A 16,749-nucleotide genomic window follows, 5' to 3' on the forward strand; every position below is an offset into this window, starting at 1 on the left:
CACGTGGCGTCCGGCCTGATCGACGATGTGATCGTGGTCCCACCTGCCCAAAAGGGCTAACACGATTGCTGCGCGAGGGGCCTGGAGCGGTCTAGCGTGGCACCTGACAGGACCCCAACGGGGTGGTGCTGCGGCGGTCCGGAAACCCCGACCGGCGCACGCGCGCGACCGACCTCGCCGCCCGAACACCACGGGAAGTGCGCCGTCGTCGGCGGAAGCGCCGCCCCTTCACGAGCGCGAGAGGTTCCCGAATGCCCGACGACGCGACCGCCAAACGTACCGTCGCGCTGCGCTACGACGGCGGCGAGCACGAAATGCAGGTGACGGAGCCCACCGAGGGTTCCGCCGGTGTTGATCTCGGGAAGCTGCTGGCCCAGACCGGTTTGGTGACGCTGGACCCGGGTTTCGTCAACACCGCCGCCTGCAAGTCCGACATCACCTACATCGACGGTGACGCGGGCATCCTGCGCTACCGCGGCTACCCCATCGAGGAGCTGGCCGCCAAGTCCAACTTCATCGAGGTCAGCTACCTGCTGATCTACGGCGAGCTGCCCACCCAGGCGCAGTACGACGACTTCGCCGACCGGATCCAGCGGCACACCCTGCTGCACGAGGACCTCAAGCAGTTCTTCGACGGCTTCCCCCGCGACGCGCACCCGATGCCGGTGCTGTCGTCGGCGGTCTCCGCCCTGTCGACCTTCTACCAGGACAGCCTGGACCCGTTCGACCAGAACCAGGTCGAGCTGTCCACGGTGCGCCTGCTGGCGAAGCTGCCCACGATCGCGGCCTACGCCTACAAGAAGTCCGTCGGGCAGCCGTTCCTGTACCCGGACAACTCGCTGGGCCTGGTGGAGAACTTCCTGCGGATGACCTTCGGGTTCCCCGCCGAGCCCTACGAGGTCGACCCGGCGCTGACCCGCGCCCTCGACCTGCTGTTCATCCTGCACGCCGACCACGAGCAGAACTGCTCCACGTCCACGGTGCGCATGGTGGGCTCCTCCGAGGCGAACCTGTTCGCGTCGATCTCCGCGGGCATCAACGCCCTGTTCGGCCCGCTGCACGGCGGCGCGAACAGCGCGGTGCTGGAGATGCTGGAGGGCATCCACGCCAACGGCGACGACGTCGACTCGTTCGTCAACCGGGTCAAGAACAAGGAGCCCGGCGTCAAGCTGATGGGCTTCGGGCACCGGGTCTACAAGAACTACGACCCGCGTGCGGCGATCATCAAGAAGACCGCCGACGAGGTGCTCGGCAAGCTCGGCGCGAACGACCCGCTGCTGGAGATCGCGCTCAAGCTGGAGGAGAAGGCGCTGGCCGACGACTACTTCGTCGAGCGCAAGCTCTACCCGAACGTCGACTTCTACACCGGCCTGATCTACAAGGCGATGGGCTTCCCGACGAAGTACTTCACCGTCCTGTTCGCGCTCGGCCGCCTTCCCGGCTGGATCGCGCACTGGCGGGAGATGCTGGAGGACCCGGCCCGCAAGATCAGCCGTCCGCGCCAGGTGTACACCGGTGCGGCGGAGCGCTCCTACCGGAGCATCGGCGAGCGCTGAGCCCGCACCGCCGCAGGCACCCGATGAGCTGTGCGGGCTCGACGGGACCCGTCCGCGGCGGAACTGAATCGAACGCTGAATCGACCTAGCGGCTCCGGCCGCGGCGGGTATCGGCCCGTCGTCCCGCCCAGGCCCCGGTGTCCGGCTCCTCGCCGGCCCCGGGGCCGACTCGTGTCCGGGGTTCGTCGCCGGCGGGGCACCGGAGCGGGCGGGGCACCGGAGCGGGCGGGTTTCCGGGTGAGCGCGGTGCCGGGTTCCTTCGGGGAGTGCGGTGGCGGCTCGGGATTCGGCGGGCTGCGCGGACACCGGCTCCGGGTTCGGCTCGTGCCGGGATTCGGCGGGCGGTGCGGCTCCGGCTCGTGCCGGTTCCCTCGACGGGGGCCGCGCCGGACCGGTGCCCGGCCTCCCGCGCGCGCGGTGCGTAGGGTCGCCGGGCATGAGCGCACCTGCCCTCCTGTGGTTCCGGCGCGACCTGCGGGTCCGCGACCACCCGGCGCTGGCCGCCGCCGCGCGCGACGGCCGTCGGGTGATCGGCGTGTTCGTGCTGGACGAATCGCTGCTGGCGCCCGCGGGCGCGCCCCGGCGCACCTTCCTGTACCGCTGCCTGCGGGAACTCGACGCGAGCCTCGGCGGCAGGCTGCTGGTGCTGCGCGGCGATCCGGCGCGGGTGCTGCCGGAGCTCGTCGCCGAGGTCGGCGTCGGCTCGGTGCACGTCTCCGCCGACACCGGCCCCTACGGGCGGGAGCGGGACGAGCGGGTCCGGGAGGCGCTCGGCGAGCGGGTCGAGTGGGCCGCCACCGGGTCGCCGTACGCGGTCACCCCGGGCCGGATCACCAAGCGGGACGGCACCGCCTACCAGGTGTTCACCCCCTTCCGGCGCGCCTGGGACGAGCACGGCGCGCCCGCCCCCGCGGACACCGACGCCGCCACCGCGGACTGGATGCTGCCGCGGAAGGTGCGCGCCGCGGGCATCCCGGCGGACGAGGACCTGGGCGGCGTCGAGCTGCCACCGGCGGGGGAGCGGGCCGGGCTGGAGCGCTGGGACGACTTCCGCGACGCGACGCTCACCGGCTACGAGCAGGACCGGAACCGGCCGGACCGGGCGGGCACCAGCCGGATGTCGCCCTACCTGAAGTGGGGCTGCGTGCACCCGCGCACCCTGCTCGCCGACCTGGACGGGCTGTCCGGGGACGGCGCGAGCAGCTACCGGAACGAGCTGGCGTTCCGCGAGTTCTACGCGGACGTGCTGTGGCACCGGCCTGCCAGCGCGCGGCACAACTTCGACACCCGCTTCGACCGGATCCGGCTGGACACCGACGCGGACGCCTGGGACCGGTTCGGCGAGTGGTGCGCGGGCCGCACCGGGTTCCCGCTCGTGGACGCGGGGATGCGGCAGCTGCTCGCCGAGGGCTGGATGCACAACCGGGTGCGGATGGTGGTGGCGAGCTTCCTGGTGAAGGACCTGCACCTGCCGTGGTGGTGGGGCGCCCGGCACTTCATGCGGCACCTGGTCGACGGGGACCTCGCCTCGAACCAGCACGGCTGGCAGTGGGCCGCGGGGTCCGGCACCGACGCGGCGCCCTACTTCCGGATCTTCAACCCGATCACCCAGAGCTCCCGGTTCGACCCCGACGGGGCCTACGTCCGCAGGTACGTCCCCGAGCTGCGCGGCCTCGACGCGAAGAGCACCCACCGGCCGTGGACCCTGCCGGACGGCCCGCCGAACGGGTACCCGCCGCCGATCGTCGAGCACGGCGTCGAACGGCAGGAGGCCCTCGCCCGCTACGGCGAGATCAAGAACTGACTGACTGTTCCGCTACTTCTGCTACTTCTGTTGCGTAGTGCCCGGGTGGCGGAACCTCAGCGGCTTCCTCGCTGCGGGATCGATTTCTGATGTATGTCCAACACACGGCGAAATCGCTGTCCTCGCGAGGAAGCCGCTGAGAACCCGCGGCGGTGCCGGTGTCTTGGGTGGTCGTCGGCTCAGCGGCTTCGCCGCTGACAGGAGACCGACAAGACAAGACCCGCCGGGCAGGTTCATAGACAGGCAGTGACGCTTCGCAACGCGGAACGGCCCGCACCCCGATGAAGGGGCGCGGGCCGTTCTGAAATCGATCCCGCAGCGAGGGCACCGCTGAGGTTCCGCCACCCGAGCTCCTCGCAAGTCCGAAGAGAGCGATCCCGTCAGTCGCCGCGGCGGATGGGGCCGAGGATCTCCCGTTCCTTGGCGCCGGTGACCAGCGTGATCGGTTCCCACAGGTTGTCGCCCAGGGCGATCACCCCGTCGTCCTTGAGCTGCGTGAGGTGCTGGACCTGCGGCTGCCCGAAGTACCAGAACCGCGCCGCCAGCTGGGCCTGCTGCAGCGGCAGCCGCTGCAGCAGGATCAGGTCGGCGGTGTTGGTGGCCGCACCGCTGCCCGCCTGCGGGTGCAGGTAGGGCAGCACGTACATGGTGGTCTGCCACGGAACGCGCGGCGGGAACATCTCCTGCGGCACCGCGCCACCGTCGTGGATCAGCAGCAGCGGCGATTCCTCGGTCACCCGGGGAACGTCGTAGGGGGCCAGCTTGCGCAGGTTCACCACCGGAACCGGCTTGCCGTCGGGAGTGAGGCCCGCGGCCCGCTCCAGCACCCGCCACGCACCGGGCCGGCCGGTGACGATGTGCACCCAGGCGCCTGCCGCCATGGCGCGCAGCGCGATCTGCCGGGCCAGGTACAGGCCGCCGACGGTGACCATGCGGGTCGGTTCGGGCCGCAGGATCGACGCGGTCAGCGGCTCCCCGTTCGGCCCGGCGCCGATGATCATGCCGCCGCGGTCGCCGGGCGGGCTCACCAGGTCCAGCATCTCCGGCCGCACCAGGAATTCCGGGGCGGTGCCGGTGCTGTTGCCCGGGGTGTCGAGGGTTCGCGTCCGGCTCATGCCGCACCTCCCAGGGGCAGCGTCCCGGTCAGCCCCGCCAGCTGCATCCCGCGCAGCGGGGTGAGCGTCAGGTTGAGCTTGTTGCTGATGTTGCGCAGCTGGTGGTCCGCGGAGTTCAGCGCCTCCGGGGTGCGCCCGCTGATCCGCACCAGGCCGCGCAGCCCCACCTCGCCGTCCTCACCGGACGGTGCGATGGACAGCGCGATGCTGATGGACCGGCCGCGGACGTTGGTGAGCGCGTTGATGCTGTCGGTCATCCGGTTCGGCCAGCCGGTGATGGCGTAGCTGGCGTGCCGGTAGTTGTCGGCGATGACGCCGCTCCACCGCTCCCGCAGCCCGATCGGCCGCTGCGAACCCAGCGCGTCCTGGAGCTCGGCGGAGGAGATGCCCGCCTGCAGCAGCTCGTCCGGGTCCAGCGGTCGCGCCGAAATCCCTTGGCTGGCCAGGGCGTTGCGCACCCGGGACAGCGCGCCGATCAGCGCCCGGTGCGCGCCGACGACCCCGCCGCCGCGCTCGCCGACGGCCTTCGCGCAGGTCTGCGGGTCCAGCCGCACCGCGACCCAGGTGGTGCGGCGGGCGGCGGCCGAGGAGGTGCCGAGCAGCTCCAGGTACGAGTTCAGCGCGGGCGAATCCGGCAGCAGCGCGGCACTTCCCGGGTAGCAGTGCCAGATCACCTGGATCGCGTCGAGCACCACGCCGCGGTCCTCCAGGCACGGCGTCAGCACGCCCAGCGGCAGGTTCGTCGCCTTGTCCGGGTTGCTGATCAGCGGCGGCGTCGGGTCCACCATGAGCACCGCGGTCCACTTGCCGTTGTGCCAGGACAATCCGACGGGGTTGCGGTCGTGGTCCTGGCCGCGGGCGACGACGAGGTCCTCCACCAGGATGCGCAGCAGCGCCACCCGGTGGTTCTCGTCCGGCCCGATGATGCCGTCACCGTTGCGGTCCTCGACGAACTCGCTGACGTCCTCGGACGGCGGGACGGAACGGCGGATGTGGCTGCGCGTCCGGTATTCCAGGACGAGCCCGAACCACTGGGTGAACCAGCGGCCGCGCCTGCGCAGCAGCGCGATGATCAGCGCGAGCGCGACGACGCCCGCGGACACCGGCCACAGCATCTCGTTGAGCAGCAGGAGGATCAGGCCGAGTGCCAGACCGACCTCGATGACGACGATGTTGGCCACCGGCATCGCCCCGAGGCTGGCACCGACCGTGCGACGCCGCGCTCGGATGCGCGTGCGAGCACCGCCGGTACCGGAGGCGTTCGGCTGGGCCGGATGTTGCGTACTGACGGACATCCGTTCGGTCTCTTCCCCTCGCAGGTAGTGCGCGCCCGAGCGCGCCAACCAGGTCGTTCGGCAGCCGTTCCAAGAGTTTGCGGAAGGGTTCCGTCGAACCGGACCCGTGCGGCGCCCCTCTCCGGCTATCCTGCGGAACCGTACCTCGGACGGGAGAGCTGTAGGCGAAGAATGGCATCAACACCCACAACGAAGTCACAGGTTCAGGCGTACCAGTTCGTCCTTCGCCGGATGGAATCGGCGTTGGTGCGCAAAGACGCGGTGATGCTGCACGACCCGATGGGCTCGCACAAGCGCGCCACCATCGCGGGTGCCATCCTCGCCTGCATCGGTCTGATCGGGTTCCTCGTCTGGGGCTTGTTCGGCGGGAAGGGGTCGATCCCCGAGCCGGGGTCCATCGTCATCGGCAAGGACAGCGGCAGCGTGTACGTCGTCACCGCCGACGAAGCCGCCCAGAAGCGGCTGATCCCGATGCTGAACATGGCGTCGGCGAAGCTGCTGGTGATGGCGCAGTCCGAAGGCCAGGGCAGCCAGCCGGTGCAGGCGACCACGGTGAAGGAGTCGGCGCTGGCGGAGTTCCCGCGCGGCCCGCGCACCGGAATGGTCAACGCCCCCAACTACTTGCCCGCGGCGAACGACGTCGCCGAACCCGCGTGGGCGATCTGCGACGTCGGGCAGGTCCGGGACAACCTCGGCAGCGAGGACCGGACACAGCGCGCGACGAAGGTGGAGACCACGGTCATCGGCGGCGACGCGGACCACGGCGTCGAGCTCAAGCCCGACGAATCGCTGTTCGTGCAGGACCAGAGCTCCGGGCAGGAGTACCTGATCTACCGGGTCGAGCTGGAGGACCGTCCGCACACCAAGGTCGTCAAGGCCCAGGTGGACCGCTCCGAGCAGGCCGTGATGGACCTCTACGGCCTCAACGGAGTGGTTCCGCGCACCATCACCACCAACATGCTGAACTCGGTGCCGGACGCGCCGCCACTGCGCATCCCGGACCTGCCGAGCGGTCAGGTCACCTACATGTTGAACCCGTACGAATCGGGTGACGTGGTGAAGCGGAGCGTGCCCGGCGCGCCGGAGGAGAACCAGTACTACGCGCTGCTCCCCGAGGGCAAGCAGGAGATCAGCTACGGCGCCGCGGCCGTGCTGCACGCCAGCAAGAGCAAGAGCCGGGAGATCCCGGACTCCAGCGGCACCATCACGGCGGCACCGGACGCGAAGAACGAGAAGATCGACATGGACTCGTTCCCGACGGTCGTGCCCAAGCCGCTGTCCTTCCAGCAAGCGCCCACGTCCTGCCTGAGCTGGCACAACATCGGCGGCGAGCACCACGTCACGGTCACGGTCGGCAAGGACGCCCCCACGAAGACCGCCCCGGTGAAGCTGGCCCAGTTCGACGGGACCGGCCCGAAGGTGGACTACTTCTACATGCCCGCCGGGAAGGCGTCCGTGGTGCGGGGCGCGTCCAACGAGGCCGGTGCCGGCTCGGCCCCGATCTACCTGGTGACCGACCAGGGCGTGATCTACGGGATCAAGGACGGGAAGACCGCGCAGGGACTCGGCGTGGTGAACAACCCGAGCCTGCTGCAGGCCGGGCCGTCCGGGATCCTGCGCTCGCTGCCGAAGGGCGATCTGCTCGACCCGGCGCAGGCCAGCTACGTGTACGACTCCGTCCCGGTCCCGCCGGGCGGCGTCAACCGGCCGCCGCCGAATCCGCAGGCGCAGCAGCAGTCCGGCAGCACCGGCGGCTGACGGCTCTTCCCGCGAGGTCCACGGCCCGCTCGACCACTCCGGTCGGGCGGGCCGTGTCGCGTTTCCCGCCCAGTGGCGGGGAACCGTTGCTCCACCGGGCACGTCGCAGGGATGGTGTGCTCGCGCCGGGTCGCGCGGCGCATCCGCCGGTCCGCTGGGGTGACCGGTGTCGTCGACTACCGGGAGGTGCCGGATGGCGGGGATCCGGATCGAGACCGACGAGCTGGCGCGGCGCGCGGACGCGGTGCGCGCAGCCGGGGAGCTCGTGGGCGAAGTGGGGCGGGAACTGGGGAACGCGCCCGGTGGCGCGGAGTTCGGGTCCTGGGGCGAGGCGGCCGCCGAGTCGTACGACGGGCTGGCGGTGGCGCTGCGGGAGCGGATCTTCGCCCTCGGGCACGCGGTCGCGGACGCGGGCGGTGAGCTCGCCGCGGTCGCCGAACGGCACGCGGCCGAGGACGCCGAGCACGCCGCCGGGTTCGGCGGGGAAGGCGCGGCGTGATGGCGGACGAGGGCGGGATGTTGCAGGCCAACGACCTGCGGACGGTGCGCGCGGCCAGCGCGGCCAGCGCGGCAGCGGCGGAGCGGCGGTCGGCGCCGGACGCCCCGGCGGCGGGGACCGAAGCCGGGGCCGCCGCAGCGGAATCCGGTGCCGCCGCACGGGAGACCGGGAGTGCGGCACCGGAAAACGGAACCGCCGCAGCGGGAACCGGAACCGCCGCACGGGAAACCGGCTTCGGCGCACCGGAATCCGGCTTCGGCGCAGCGGGACCGGAGCCGGTCGCACCGGAATCCGGGACCGTCGCACCGGATTCCGCGCCGAGCCCGCCGGACACCTCGCCCGCCGCGTTCGACCCCGAGCGGGCCGAGCCCCCGGTGCAGCTGGACTTCCTGCGCCAGTCCGCCGAGGTGCTGGAGGTCCCCGACCCGTTCGCTCCCGAATTCGCCGTCGCCGACGGGGAGTGGCGGTCGCTGCGGCCCGCCGCCGCGTTCTGGCGCGCCGCCGCGGACGCGCTGCGCGACGGCACCTCGGCGGCCGCGGGCGAGGTGAGCGGCATCGAGGCGAGCTGGGACGGCGCGGCCGCCGACGGGTTCATCGCCGGGCTGCGCCGGATCGGCGCGAGCGGCGGTGCGCTCGCCGAGGCGGCGGACGCGCTGGCCGCGGCGCTGGACGCGGCCGCCGACGCGCTGCACGAGATCGCGGGGGACATGCGGCGGTTCCTCACCGAGGTCGCCGCGGGAGTGCACGCGGCGCTGCGCGAACCGGGCGCCGACCTGCCCGCCGCCCGCGAGCACCTGATGCGCGCCCGGCGCCCGGCGGCCGGGCTGGCCGAATCGGTGCACGAGGTGATGGCCCGGTTGCAGCGGTCCTGCGCCGAGCAGCGGGACGTGCTGCCGCCGGTGCCCACCGTCACCGCGGACGGTCCGAAGAATCCGTTGTGGACGGAGCTCGCGAGCGGCGCGGAACGGGCCGCCGGTGGACCGCCGGACGGTGCGCACCGCGCGGACCCCGGGGCGACCGGTGCCGCGTCGACCACCCCCGCCCAGGCCGAACCCGGCGAGCACGGCACCGCTGAGCACGACCCGGCTGGGCCCGGCACCGCCGATCACGACACCGCCGAGCACGGCACCGACGACTCCGCGGGCACCACCGGTGCCCTGCTCGGCGGCGGGATGGTCGGCGGCATGATGCCGCTCGCCGGGATGGCGGGCCTGGCCGGGGCGGGCGGCGCCGCGGGCCGTCGCGGGCAGCGGCGGCCGCGCCCGAAGGCCGACCCGGCGGAGCTGTTCGGCGTCCCGCCCGCCGCGGAACCGGTGCTCGGCGACGCGAAGAAGAAGCGCCCGGAGTGATCGCGCGCTGACGGAAGAGGCCCGGTGGAGTCCGAAGTGGACTCCACCGGGCCTCGTCGTCGGCCGGTGCCGGGATCAGTCGTCGTCGGTGCCCGCGCTGCGCGCCCGGGCCGTGCGCCGCGCGTTGATCAGGAACGCCGTGAACAGCACCGCCCCGATCCCGCCGAGCGCCCCGCCGAACGCGACGGTCAGCGCCGCCCAGTCGGCCTGCGGGATGACGTCCGCGCTGAGCCGGGCGGGCTTCGCCGGAGCGGGCTGCACGCCGTGCTCCGCGGGCACCACGTCGCTCAACGCCGCCATCGGGTCGATCATGCCGTGCCCGAGGATGTCGTTGCGCCCGTTCGGCCCGCCGGGGCTCAGCGAGGTCTGCTCGATCCGGTCCATCACCTGCTTCGCGGTGAGCTCCGGGAACTTCTCCTTGATCAGCACCGCCAGCCCCGACACGTAGGGGGCGGCGAAGCTGGTGCCCTGGATCGGTCCCGGCTCGCCCTGCTGCCCGGTCGCGATCTGGTTGACCACGCCGGTGCCGCCGCTGCCCGGGTCGAGCGCCGTGAGGTCCTCGCCCGGTGCGGCGACGTCGACCCACGGCCCGGGGACGGTGAACTCGGAGGCCTGGCCCTGCTGCCCGACCGAGGCGACGGTCAGCACGTACTCGTCGAACCAGGCGGGCAGCACCGCGGTGACCGGGTTGCCGGGCGGGTTCTTCTGGCAGCTGTCCTGCGTGTTGCCCGCCGCGGCGACCACGACGACGCCCTGGTCGGAGGCGTTCTTCACCGCGTTGTACAGCCGGTTGTTGTACCCGCCGCCGTCGGCCATCGCCGCGGCCATCGTCTGGCAGGACGACTGCGAGATGTTGATGACGTCGACGCCCCGGTCCGTGGCGTACTGCACGGCCTGCGCCATCGTCTGCGTGTCGCCGATCGTCTTGTTCTGCTGCTTGTCCTGGTACACCGCGGACGACTGCCGGATCGACATGATCGTGGCGTCCGGGGCGACCCCGACGAACCCGCTGTCCGAGGACTGCTGCGCCGCGATGATCCCGGCCACCACGGTGCCGTGGCCGTCGCAGTCCTGGTTCGGTCCGCCGCCCGGCACGGCGCTGCCGCCGCCGTCGTTCAGCCTCAGGCGCGGGTGCTCGTTGACGCCGGTGTCGATGACCGCGACGGTCGATCCCTGACCGGTGAGCCCTTCGGCGTGGGCGCGTTCGAACCCGAGGGTGAGCTGGCTCCACGGCTTCTCCTCGACGGAGGTGCCGCTGTTGTTCGCCTGCATGCAGCCCTGGGTGGGCTCGAAGTTGCCGGAGGGGCTGAGCGGCCCGCTCCCGGGCGCGGCCGGGACCAGCGGGGGCGGCTGGAACTCGATCTCGTCCGCCAGCGCGGGCTGCGCCGCGCCGAGCCCGGTGATCCCCAGGACGGCGACCAGCGCCACGCCCCGCCGCAGCGCACCGTTCCGCGAGTTGAAAACCATCTCGGCGGTCCTCAGAAGAAGTTGAGGTTGAGGTCGCGGATCGTCATGTACAGGTCCATGACGCCCAGCGCGAGCGGCAGCACCAGTGCGATCAGCACGGCTTCCAGGATGTCCACCATGCGCCGCTGCACCGGCGAGAACCGGCGGTTCGGGAACACCACGCCGAACACGAGCGAGCCGACGCTGAGCAGCAGCAGCGGCGGGAAGACCCACGCGACGGCCATCGGCATCAGCGCGGTCTGCACGAGCAGCCCGGCGGCCACGCCGACCGCGGCGAGCAGCCCGCTGACCAGCAGCGCCACCGCCTGGCTGCCGTTGGCGTAGTTGCGGCCGCGCAGCAGCAGCACCGCGGAGACCACGATCGCGAACAGGGCGCCGAAGACGCCGCCGTTGGCCAGCGTGATGGCGAGGATCGCGCCGAGCGCGGCGGTGAGCCCGCAGCCGATGATCAGGCCGGTCATGTACTGGTGGGCGAGGCCGGTGCGGCGCTCGATCATCAGGTAGTCCGGGAAGCCCTCGTCCTCCTTGAGGTCGTCGGCGTTGCCCGGCACGTGCGGCAGCGGCAGCTTCGCCAGCTGGATGGTCAGCCGCGGCAGCAGCGAGATCCCGGCGAGCCCGATGGCGCCTGCGCCGGCGGCGACCCCGGCCGCGCCGGCCCCGCTCGGCAGCAGCAGCGCGGCGATGAACGCGAGCACCGCGAAGGTGGAGACGGTCGCGGCGGCGATGAACGTGACGATGCCGGTGCCGATCACCATCAGCGAGATCGACGCGAAGATGAGCACCAGCGCGCTGGCCAGCAGCAGCTTCGGGGTGGGGTCGTTGCCCGGCACCGCGTTGAGCCCGGCGACGAACGCCATCGGCAGCGCGCCCGCCCCGGCGATCACGGTCCCGGTGGTGGCGGCGCCGTAGGCGCGGGTCACGACGGAGCCGATCCCGGTGGCGAACACGGCGACCACGACCGCGATGATCGCGGTGATCGCGTGGAAGAGGACGCCACCGGCCTGACCGGACAGTCCTAATGCGGCGGCGGCCGCGACGAACCCGAGCACGCCCGCCGCGTGCCCGATCTTCGCGGCGGTCTCCTTCGTCCACGGCCGGTAGCTGCCCGGTTCCGCTTCGGCGAGCGCGTCCACCACGTCGTCGTACAGCGGCGGCGGCGGGTCGTCGGAGCGGCGGCGCAGCTGCAGCAGCTCGCCGTCGACGACGCCCAGCGAGGACAACGTCTGGCTGTTCTCCAGCGGTTCTTCACCCAGCTTCGCCAGGCACCAGCCGCCGTGCCGCGAGCCACCGTCCGTGCTGGCCTCGCGGGCCATCTCCAGCAGCATCGGCAGCAGATCCGCCACCGCGACGTCGGCGGGCAGCGCCAAGTCGATGCGAGTATTCGGCGCCACCACTGTCACGCGGCTGAACACCGTGGTCCCGGTCGCCACTGCGGCCCCCTACTTCCTAAGTCCTGGCACTTGGGTCCTCCTGCGTCAATCCGGCCGTGGTGCGGTTTTCTCGGCGAAAGCGGCCCGCCCGGCCGAAGAGCGCCCCTAGTATGGCCGCACCGACCTCGCAGGGGTGAAGGGTTTGGTCGAACTCGTGCCAACGGGTTCGCAACCGGATGGTCACGGACCGGCCGGAACCACCCGGACCCTGCTGACGTCGGTGCCGTGGACGGTACAGAATGCCGCCTGCGGCAGTAGGGGCGTCGTGACGTGAGCCCGCCGCTCCACATTGCTACGACAGGAAAGGTTGCTGCCTCCGGTGAGCACGCTGCAGTTCAAGCGAACGCCGCGCATGGCCGCTCCGAGGCCGCCTGGCGGGGAGGTGCACCTCGAACCGCCACCCGAGATCCCGCGGGTGATCCCCGGCAACATCGTTCAGAAGGTGCTGCCAGGCGTCATGATCGTCGCATCCCTCGGGATGATGGTCTTCATGCTTCAGCGGGCCAAGGACAACCCGATGATGATGATGATGCCGATGATGATGCTCGTCTCGACCTTCGGGATGATGGCGGGCGGCGGCAAGGACGGCGGTCAGAAGAAGGCCGAGATGAACGAGGACCGCAAGGACTACCTGCGGTACCTCGGTCAGATGCGGGATCGCGCCCGCGAGGCCGCGGACGAGCAGCGCCTCGCCCGGGAGTGGGTCCACCCGGACCCGCAGACGCTGTGGTCGCTGACGAACGGCACCCGGCGGATGTGGGAGCGCAGGCCGAACGACAACGACTTCTGCCAGGTCCGGGTCGGCCGCGGTTCGCAGCGCCTGGAGACCCGGCTGGTGCCGCCGCAGACCGGTCCGGTCGACGAGCTGGAGCCGATCACCACGTTGGCGCTGCGCCGTTTCGTGCGCGCGCACTCGCTGGTGGCGCAGCTGCCGATCGCGACCTCGCTGCGCGGTTTCGCCGCGGTCGGGCTGCAGGGCGACCGGGCGGTCACCCGGGGGCTGGCGCGGGCGATGCTGGCGCAGCTGGCGACCTTCCACTCGCCGAACGACGTGATGATCGCGGTCGCCTCCAGCGGCCGGGCCCGCACCGAGTGGGACTGGGTGAAGTGGCTGCCGCACGCGCAGCACCCGACCGAGACCGACGGCATCGGCTCGTTGCGGTTGATGTCCGGTTCGCTGTGGGGCATCGAGGAGATGCTCGACGAGCAGCTCGCCGAACGCCCCCGGTTCCAGCGCAACGCGGCCCCGCCGGACGGCCAGCCGCACATCGTGATCGTGCTCGACGACGCCGAGATCAGCCGCGAGGAGCAGCTGGTCGTCGAGGGCGGCCTCGCCGGCGTCACGATCATCGACCTGTCCGATGTGCTCGGTCAGATGACCCAGCGCCGCGGCATGCGCATCGTCGTCGAGCCGGACCGCATCGGCGCTCGCGGCCAGAACAGCGTGGAGTGGTTCGGCGAACCGGACACGCTGAGCATGGAGGAGGCCACCTCGCTGGCCCGCCAGATGGCGCGCTACCGCATCGCGTCCGGCCCGGCCGAGGTGGACGACGGCGACGGTTTCGAACCGCTCACCACGCAGCTCAACTACATCGAGCAGCTCGGCCTCGCGGGCGACCCGGTCACCTTCGACCTCAACGAGGCGTGGCGCCCGCGCCCGCGGGACGACATGTACCGCGTCGCGATCGGCCCGGGTGAGCAGGGCGAGATCGTGCACCTGGACATCAAGGAGACCGCGTCCAACGGCATGGGCCCGCACGGGCTGTGCATCGGTGCGACCGGTTCCGGCAAGTCCGAGTTCCTGCGCACCATCGTGCTGGGCCTGCTGGCCACGCACTCCTCGGCATCGCTGAACTTCGTGCTCGTCGACTTCAAGGGCGGCGCGACGTTCAAGGGCTTCGACAGCGCCCCGCACGTCTCGGCGAGCATCTCGAACCTCGGGGACGACAGCACCCTGGTCGACCGGATGCAGGCCGCCCTCGACGGCGAGATGAACCGCAGGCAGGAGGTGCTGGACAAGGCGGGCGCGAAGAACGTCTGGGACTACCGGAAGCTCTACGAGGCCGGGCACGAGAACGCCAAGGACCCGCTGCCCGCGCTGTTCGTGGTCATCGACGAGTTCGGCGAGCTGCTGCAGCAGAAGCCCGAGTTCGCCGACCTGTTCAACATGATCGGCCGGCTGGGCCGGTCGTTGCAGGTCCACCTGCTGCTCGCCTCGCAGCGGCTGGAGGAGGGCAAGCTGCGCGGCCTGGACTCGCACCTGTCCTACCGGATCGGCCTGAAGACGTTCAACGCCTCCGAATCCCGCGCCGCCATCGGCATCCCGGACGCGGCGGACCTGCCGTCCAACGGTGGGCACGGCTACCTGAAGCACCCCAACGGGATGGAGCGCTTCCGCGCCGCCTACGTCTCCGGCCACGACCACCAGACCAGCGGACGCCGCCCGATGAGCCGCGCGGCTTCGCCGGTGACGGGGGAGAAGCGGCCGCGGTTCTTCATCCCCGACTTCGTGGAGAAGCCCCCGGAGCCCGCGGCACCGGCGGTCGTCGAAGAAGAGGAACCGAAGAAGAAGGACGAGCTGGCGCCGACCGACTTCCAGCTGGTCATCAACAAGGTCGAGGGCCAGTGGCCGCCCGCGCACACCGTGTGGCTGCCGCCGCTGGACGCGCCGCCCACGCTGGACGGGCTGCTGCCGCCGCTGCAGGCCACCGACGACCGCGGCTACTCCGCCGTCGGCCACCCGGGCAGCGGCAAGCTGGAAGTGCCGATCGGGCTCATCGACGTGCCCTACCACCAGCGGCAGGACCCGCTGGTGCTGCGCTTCGCCAACGGCGCCGAGGGCAACGGGGCCGTGGTCGGCGGTCCGCAGACCGGCAAGTCGAACCTGCTGCGCACGATGATCGCGTCGATGGCGCTCACGCACACCCCGCAGGAAGCGCAGTTCTACTGCGTCGACCTCGGTGGTGGTTCGCTGGCGGCGCTGCGCAACCTGCCGCACGTCGGCGCGTACGGCAACCGGCGCGACCCGGACACGGTGCGCCGCACCATCGCGGAGATCAAGGCGCTGCTGGCGGCGCGCGAAGGCCGGTTCCAGGAGGCGGGCATCGACTCGATGACCGACTTCCGCAACCGGAAGCGTCGCGGCGAGATCACCGACGACCCGTACGGCGACGTGTTCCTCATCATCGACGGCTGGGAGGCGTTCCGCGCCGAGCCCGATTTCGAGCCGCTCGAACCGGAGATCAACAACCTGGTGCAGCAGGGCCTCGCGTTCGGCATCCACGTGTTCATCGGTGCCAACCGGTGGGCCGCGATCCGGCCGCAGGTCAAGGACGCCCTCGGCACCCGGATGGAGCTCCGGCTCGGTGACCCCGGCGAGTCCGAGGTCAACCGCAAGCTCGCGGTGACCGTGCCGCAGGGCCGCCCGGGCCGCGGGCTGCACGCCACGCAGATGCACTACCTGACGGCACTGCCCCGGGTGGACAGCGAGAAGCTCGGCGACCGCATCCCCGCGGAGGCGGCCCGCGCCGAGGCGGCGAACGAGAAGCACCCGCGCCCGTCGTGGGAGCTCTACAACGACGACCTCGCCGACGGCGTCGCCGACCTGGTCAACCGGGTCCGCAGCTCGTGGAAGGGCCGTCCGGCGCCGCAGGTCCGGCTGCTGCCGAACCTGCTGCCGTACGAGCAGCTGCCCGCCTTGGAGCAGCAGCCGCGTCCGCACCTGGTGCCGATCGGCATCAACGAGGACGGGCTCAACCCGGTCTACCTGGACTTCAAGGCCGAGCCGCACTTCTACGCGTTCGGCGAGCGGGAGTCGGGGAAGACGGCGCTGCTGCGCAGCATCGTGCACGGCATCACCACCAGGTACACCCGCGAGCAGGCGCTGATCCTGCACGTCGACCTCCGCCGCACGATGCTCGGCGTCGTGCCGGAGTCGCACCTGATGGAGTACACGGTCACCTCGGACCAGCTGAAGAGCAACGTGCGGGACATCGTCAACGCGCTGAAGCGGCGGCTGCCCGGCCCGGACGTCACGCAGCAGCAGCTGCGCGACCGCTCCTGGTGGAAGGGCGCGGAGCTGTTCATCGTGATCGACGACTACGAGATGGTCTCGCCGCAGGGGAGCAATCCGCTGGCGCCGCTGGCCGAGTTCGTCCCGCAGGCCTCCGACGTCGGGCTGCACATCATCCTGGCCCGGAACTCGGGCGGTGCCAGCCGGGCGCTGTTCGAGCCGATCATCGGCAAGATGCGGGAGGTCTCCACCCCGGGTCTGGCGATGAGCGCGAACAAGGACGACGGCCAGCTCGTCGGCAACGTCAAGTCCCGGCAGCTGCCGCCGGGCCGCGGGATGCTGGTCAGCCGCTCGATGCGCGGTGGCCCGCAGCTGATCCAGACGGCGTACTCGCAGCCGCAGTGATCGGTTCCTGAGCGGAACGACGACGGCCCTCCCCTGACCGGGGAGGGCCGTCGTCGCTC

General features: G+C 71.7%; 10 protein-coding genes. 6 read left to right on the forward strand and 4 right to left on the reverse strand.

Annotated features, from left to right (window positions below):
• Positions 1-251: 251 nt before the first annotated feature.
• A complete protein-coding gene (locus ABZ805_RS04195; RefSeq protein WP_358434057.1) occupies positions 252-1,556 on the forward strand; it encodes a citrate synthase in 1,305 nt (434 codons plus the stop codon).
• A gap of 436 nt (positions 1,557-1,992) precedes the next feature.
• Entirely contained in the window at positions 1,993-3,360 is a 1,368-nt protein-coding gene (locus tag ABZ805_RS04200; RefSeq protein WP_358434060.1) for a deoxyribodipyrimidine photo-lyase, read from the forward strand.
• Positions 3,361-3,740: 380 nt separating this feature from the next.
• Here ABZ805_RS04200 and ABZ805_RS04205 read toward each other — a convergent pair whose 3' ends face one another.
• Together ABZ805_RS04205 and eccE are read right to left on the reverse strand one after the other, a co-directional pair.
• Positions 3,741-4,475: a hypothetical protein gene (locus ABZ805_RS04205; protein WP_358434063.1), complete on the reverse strand. Its 735-nt coding sequence runs from the start codon at positions 4,473-4,475 to the stop codon at positions 3,741-3,743.
• Positions 4,472-5,662, reverse strand: coding sequence for a type VII secretion protein EccE (gene eccE / locus ABZ805_RS04210; protein WP_358434065.1), 1,191 nt, complete (start codon positions 5,660-5,662; stop codon positions 4,472-4,474). The genes ABZ805_RS04205 and eccE overlap by 4 nt, the downstream gene beginning before the upstream one ends.
• Before the next feature lie 279 nt (positions 5,663-5,941).
• Between eccE and eccB the strand changes: the two genes are divergently transcribed.
• The 3 genes from eccB (at position 5,942) to ABZ805_RS04225 (ending at position 9,376) form a co-directional block, all read left to right on the forward strand.
• Entirely contained in the window at positions 5,942-7,528 is a 1,587-nt protein-coding gene (eccB, locus tag ABZ805_RS04215) for a type VII secretion protein EccB (protein ID WP_358434068.1), read from the forward strand.
• A 193-nt stretch (positions 7,529-7,721) separates the two neighbouring features.
• Positions 7,722-8,027 carry a hypothetical protein gene (locus ABZ805_RS04220; RefSeq protein ID WP_358434070.1) on the forward strand — a complete coding sequence of 102 codons (306 nt, stop codon included), beginning with the start codon at positions 7,722-7,724 and terminating at the stop codon, positions 8,025-8,027.
• Positions 8,027-9,376, forward strand: coding sequence for a hypothetical protein (locus tag ABZ805_RS04225; RefSeq protein ID WP_358434073.1), 1,350 nt, complete (start codon positions 8,027-8,029; stop codon positions 9,374-9,376). The genes ABZ805_RS04220 and ABZ805_RS04225 overlap by 1 nt, the downstream gene beginning before the upstream one ends.
• A gap of 75 nt (positions 9,377-9,451) precedes the next feature.
• On the opposite strand, the gene mycP is transcribed toward ABZ805_RS04225, so the two are convergent.
• Together mycP and eccD are read right to left on the reverse strand one after the other, a co-directional pair.
• Entirely contained in the window at positions 9,452-10,843 is a 1,392-nt protein-coding gene (mycP, locus tag ABZ805_RS04230; protein ID WP_358434076.1) for a type VII secretion-associated serine protease mycosin, read from the reverse strand.
• A gap of 11 nt (positions 10,844-10,854) precedes the next feature.
• Positions 10,855-12,273, reverse strand: a complete 1,419-nt coding sequence (eccD, locus tag ABZ805_RS04235; RefSeq protein WP_358434079.1) for a type VII secretion integral membrane protein EccD — start codon at positions 12,271-12,273, stop codon at positions 10,855-10,857.
• Positions 12,274-12,592: 319 nt separating this feature from the next.
• On the opposite strand from eccD, the gene eccCa reads away from it, so the two are divergent.
• A complete protein-coding gene (gene eccCa / locus ABZ805_RS04240) occupies positions 12,593-16,690 on the forward strand; it encodes a type VII secretion protein EccCa (protein ID WP_358434082.1) in 4,098 nt (1,365 codons plus the stop codon).
• Positions 16,691-16,749 lie beyond the last annotated feature (59 nt).

Origin of the sequence: Saccharopolyspora sp. NPDC047091 (assembly GCF_040643635.1) — a bacterium.
In the GTDB taxonomy this organism is placed as follows: Bacteria; Actinomycetota; Actinomycetes; order Mycobacteriales; family Pseudonocardiaceae; genus Saccharopolyspora_C.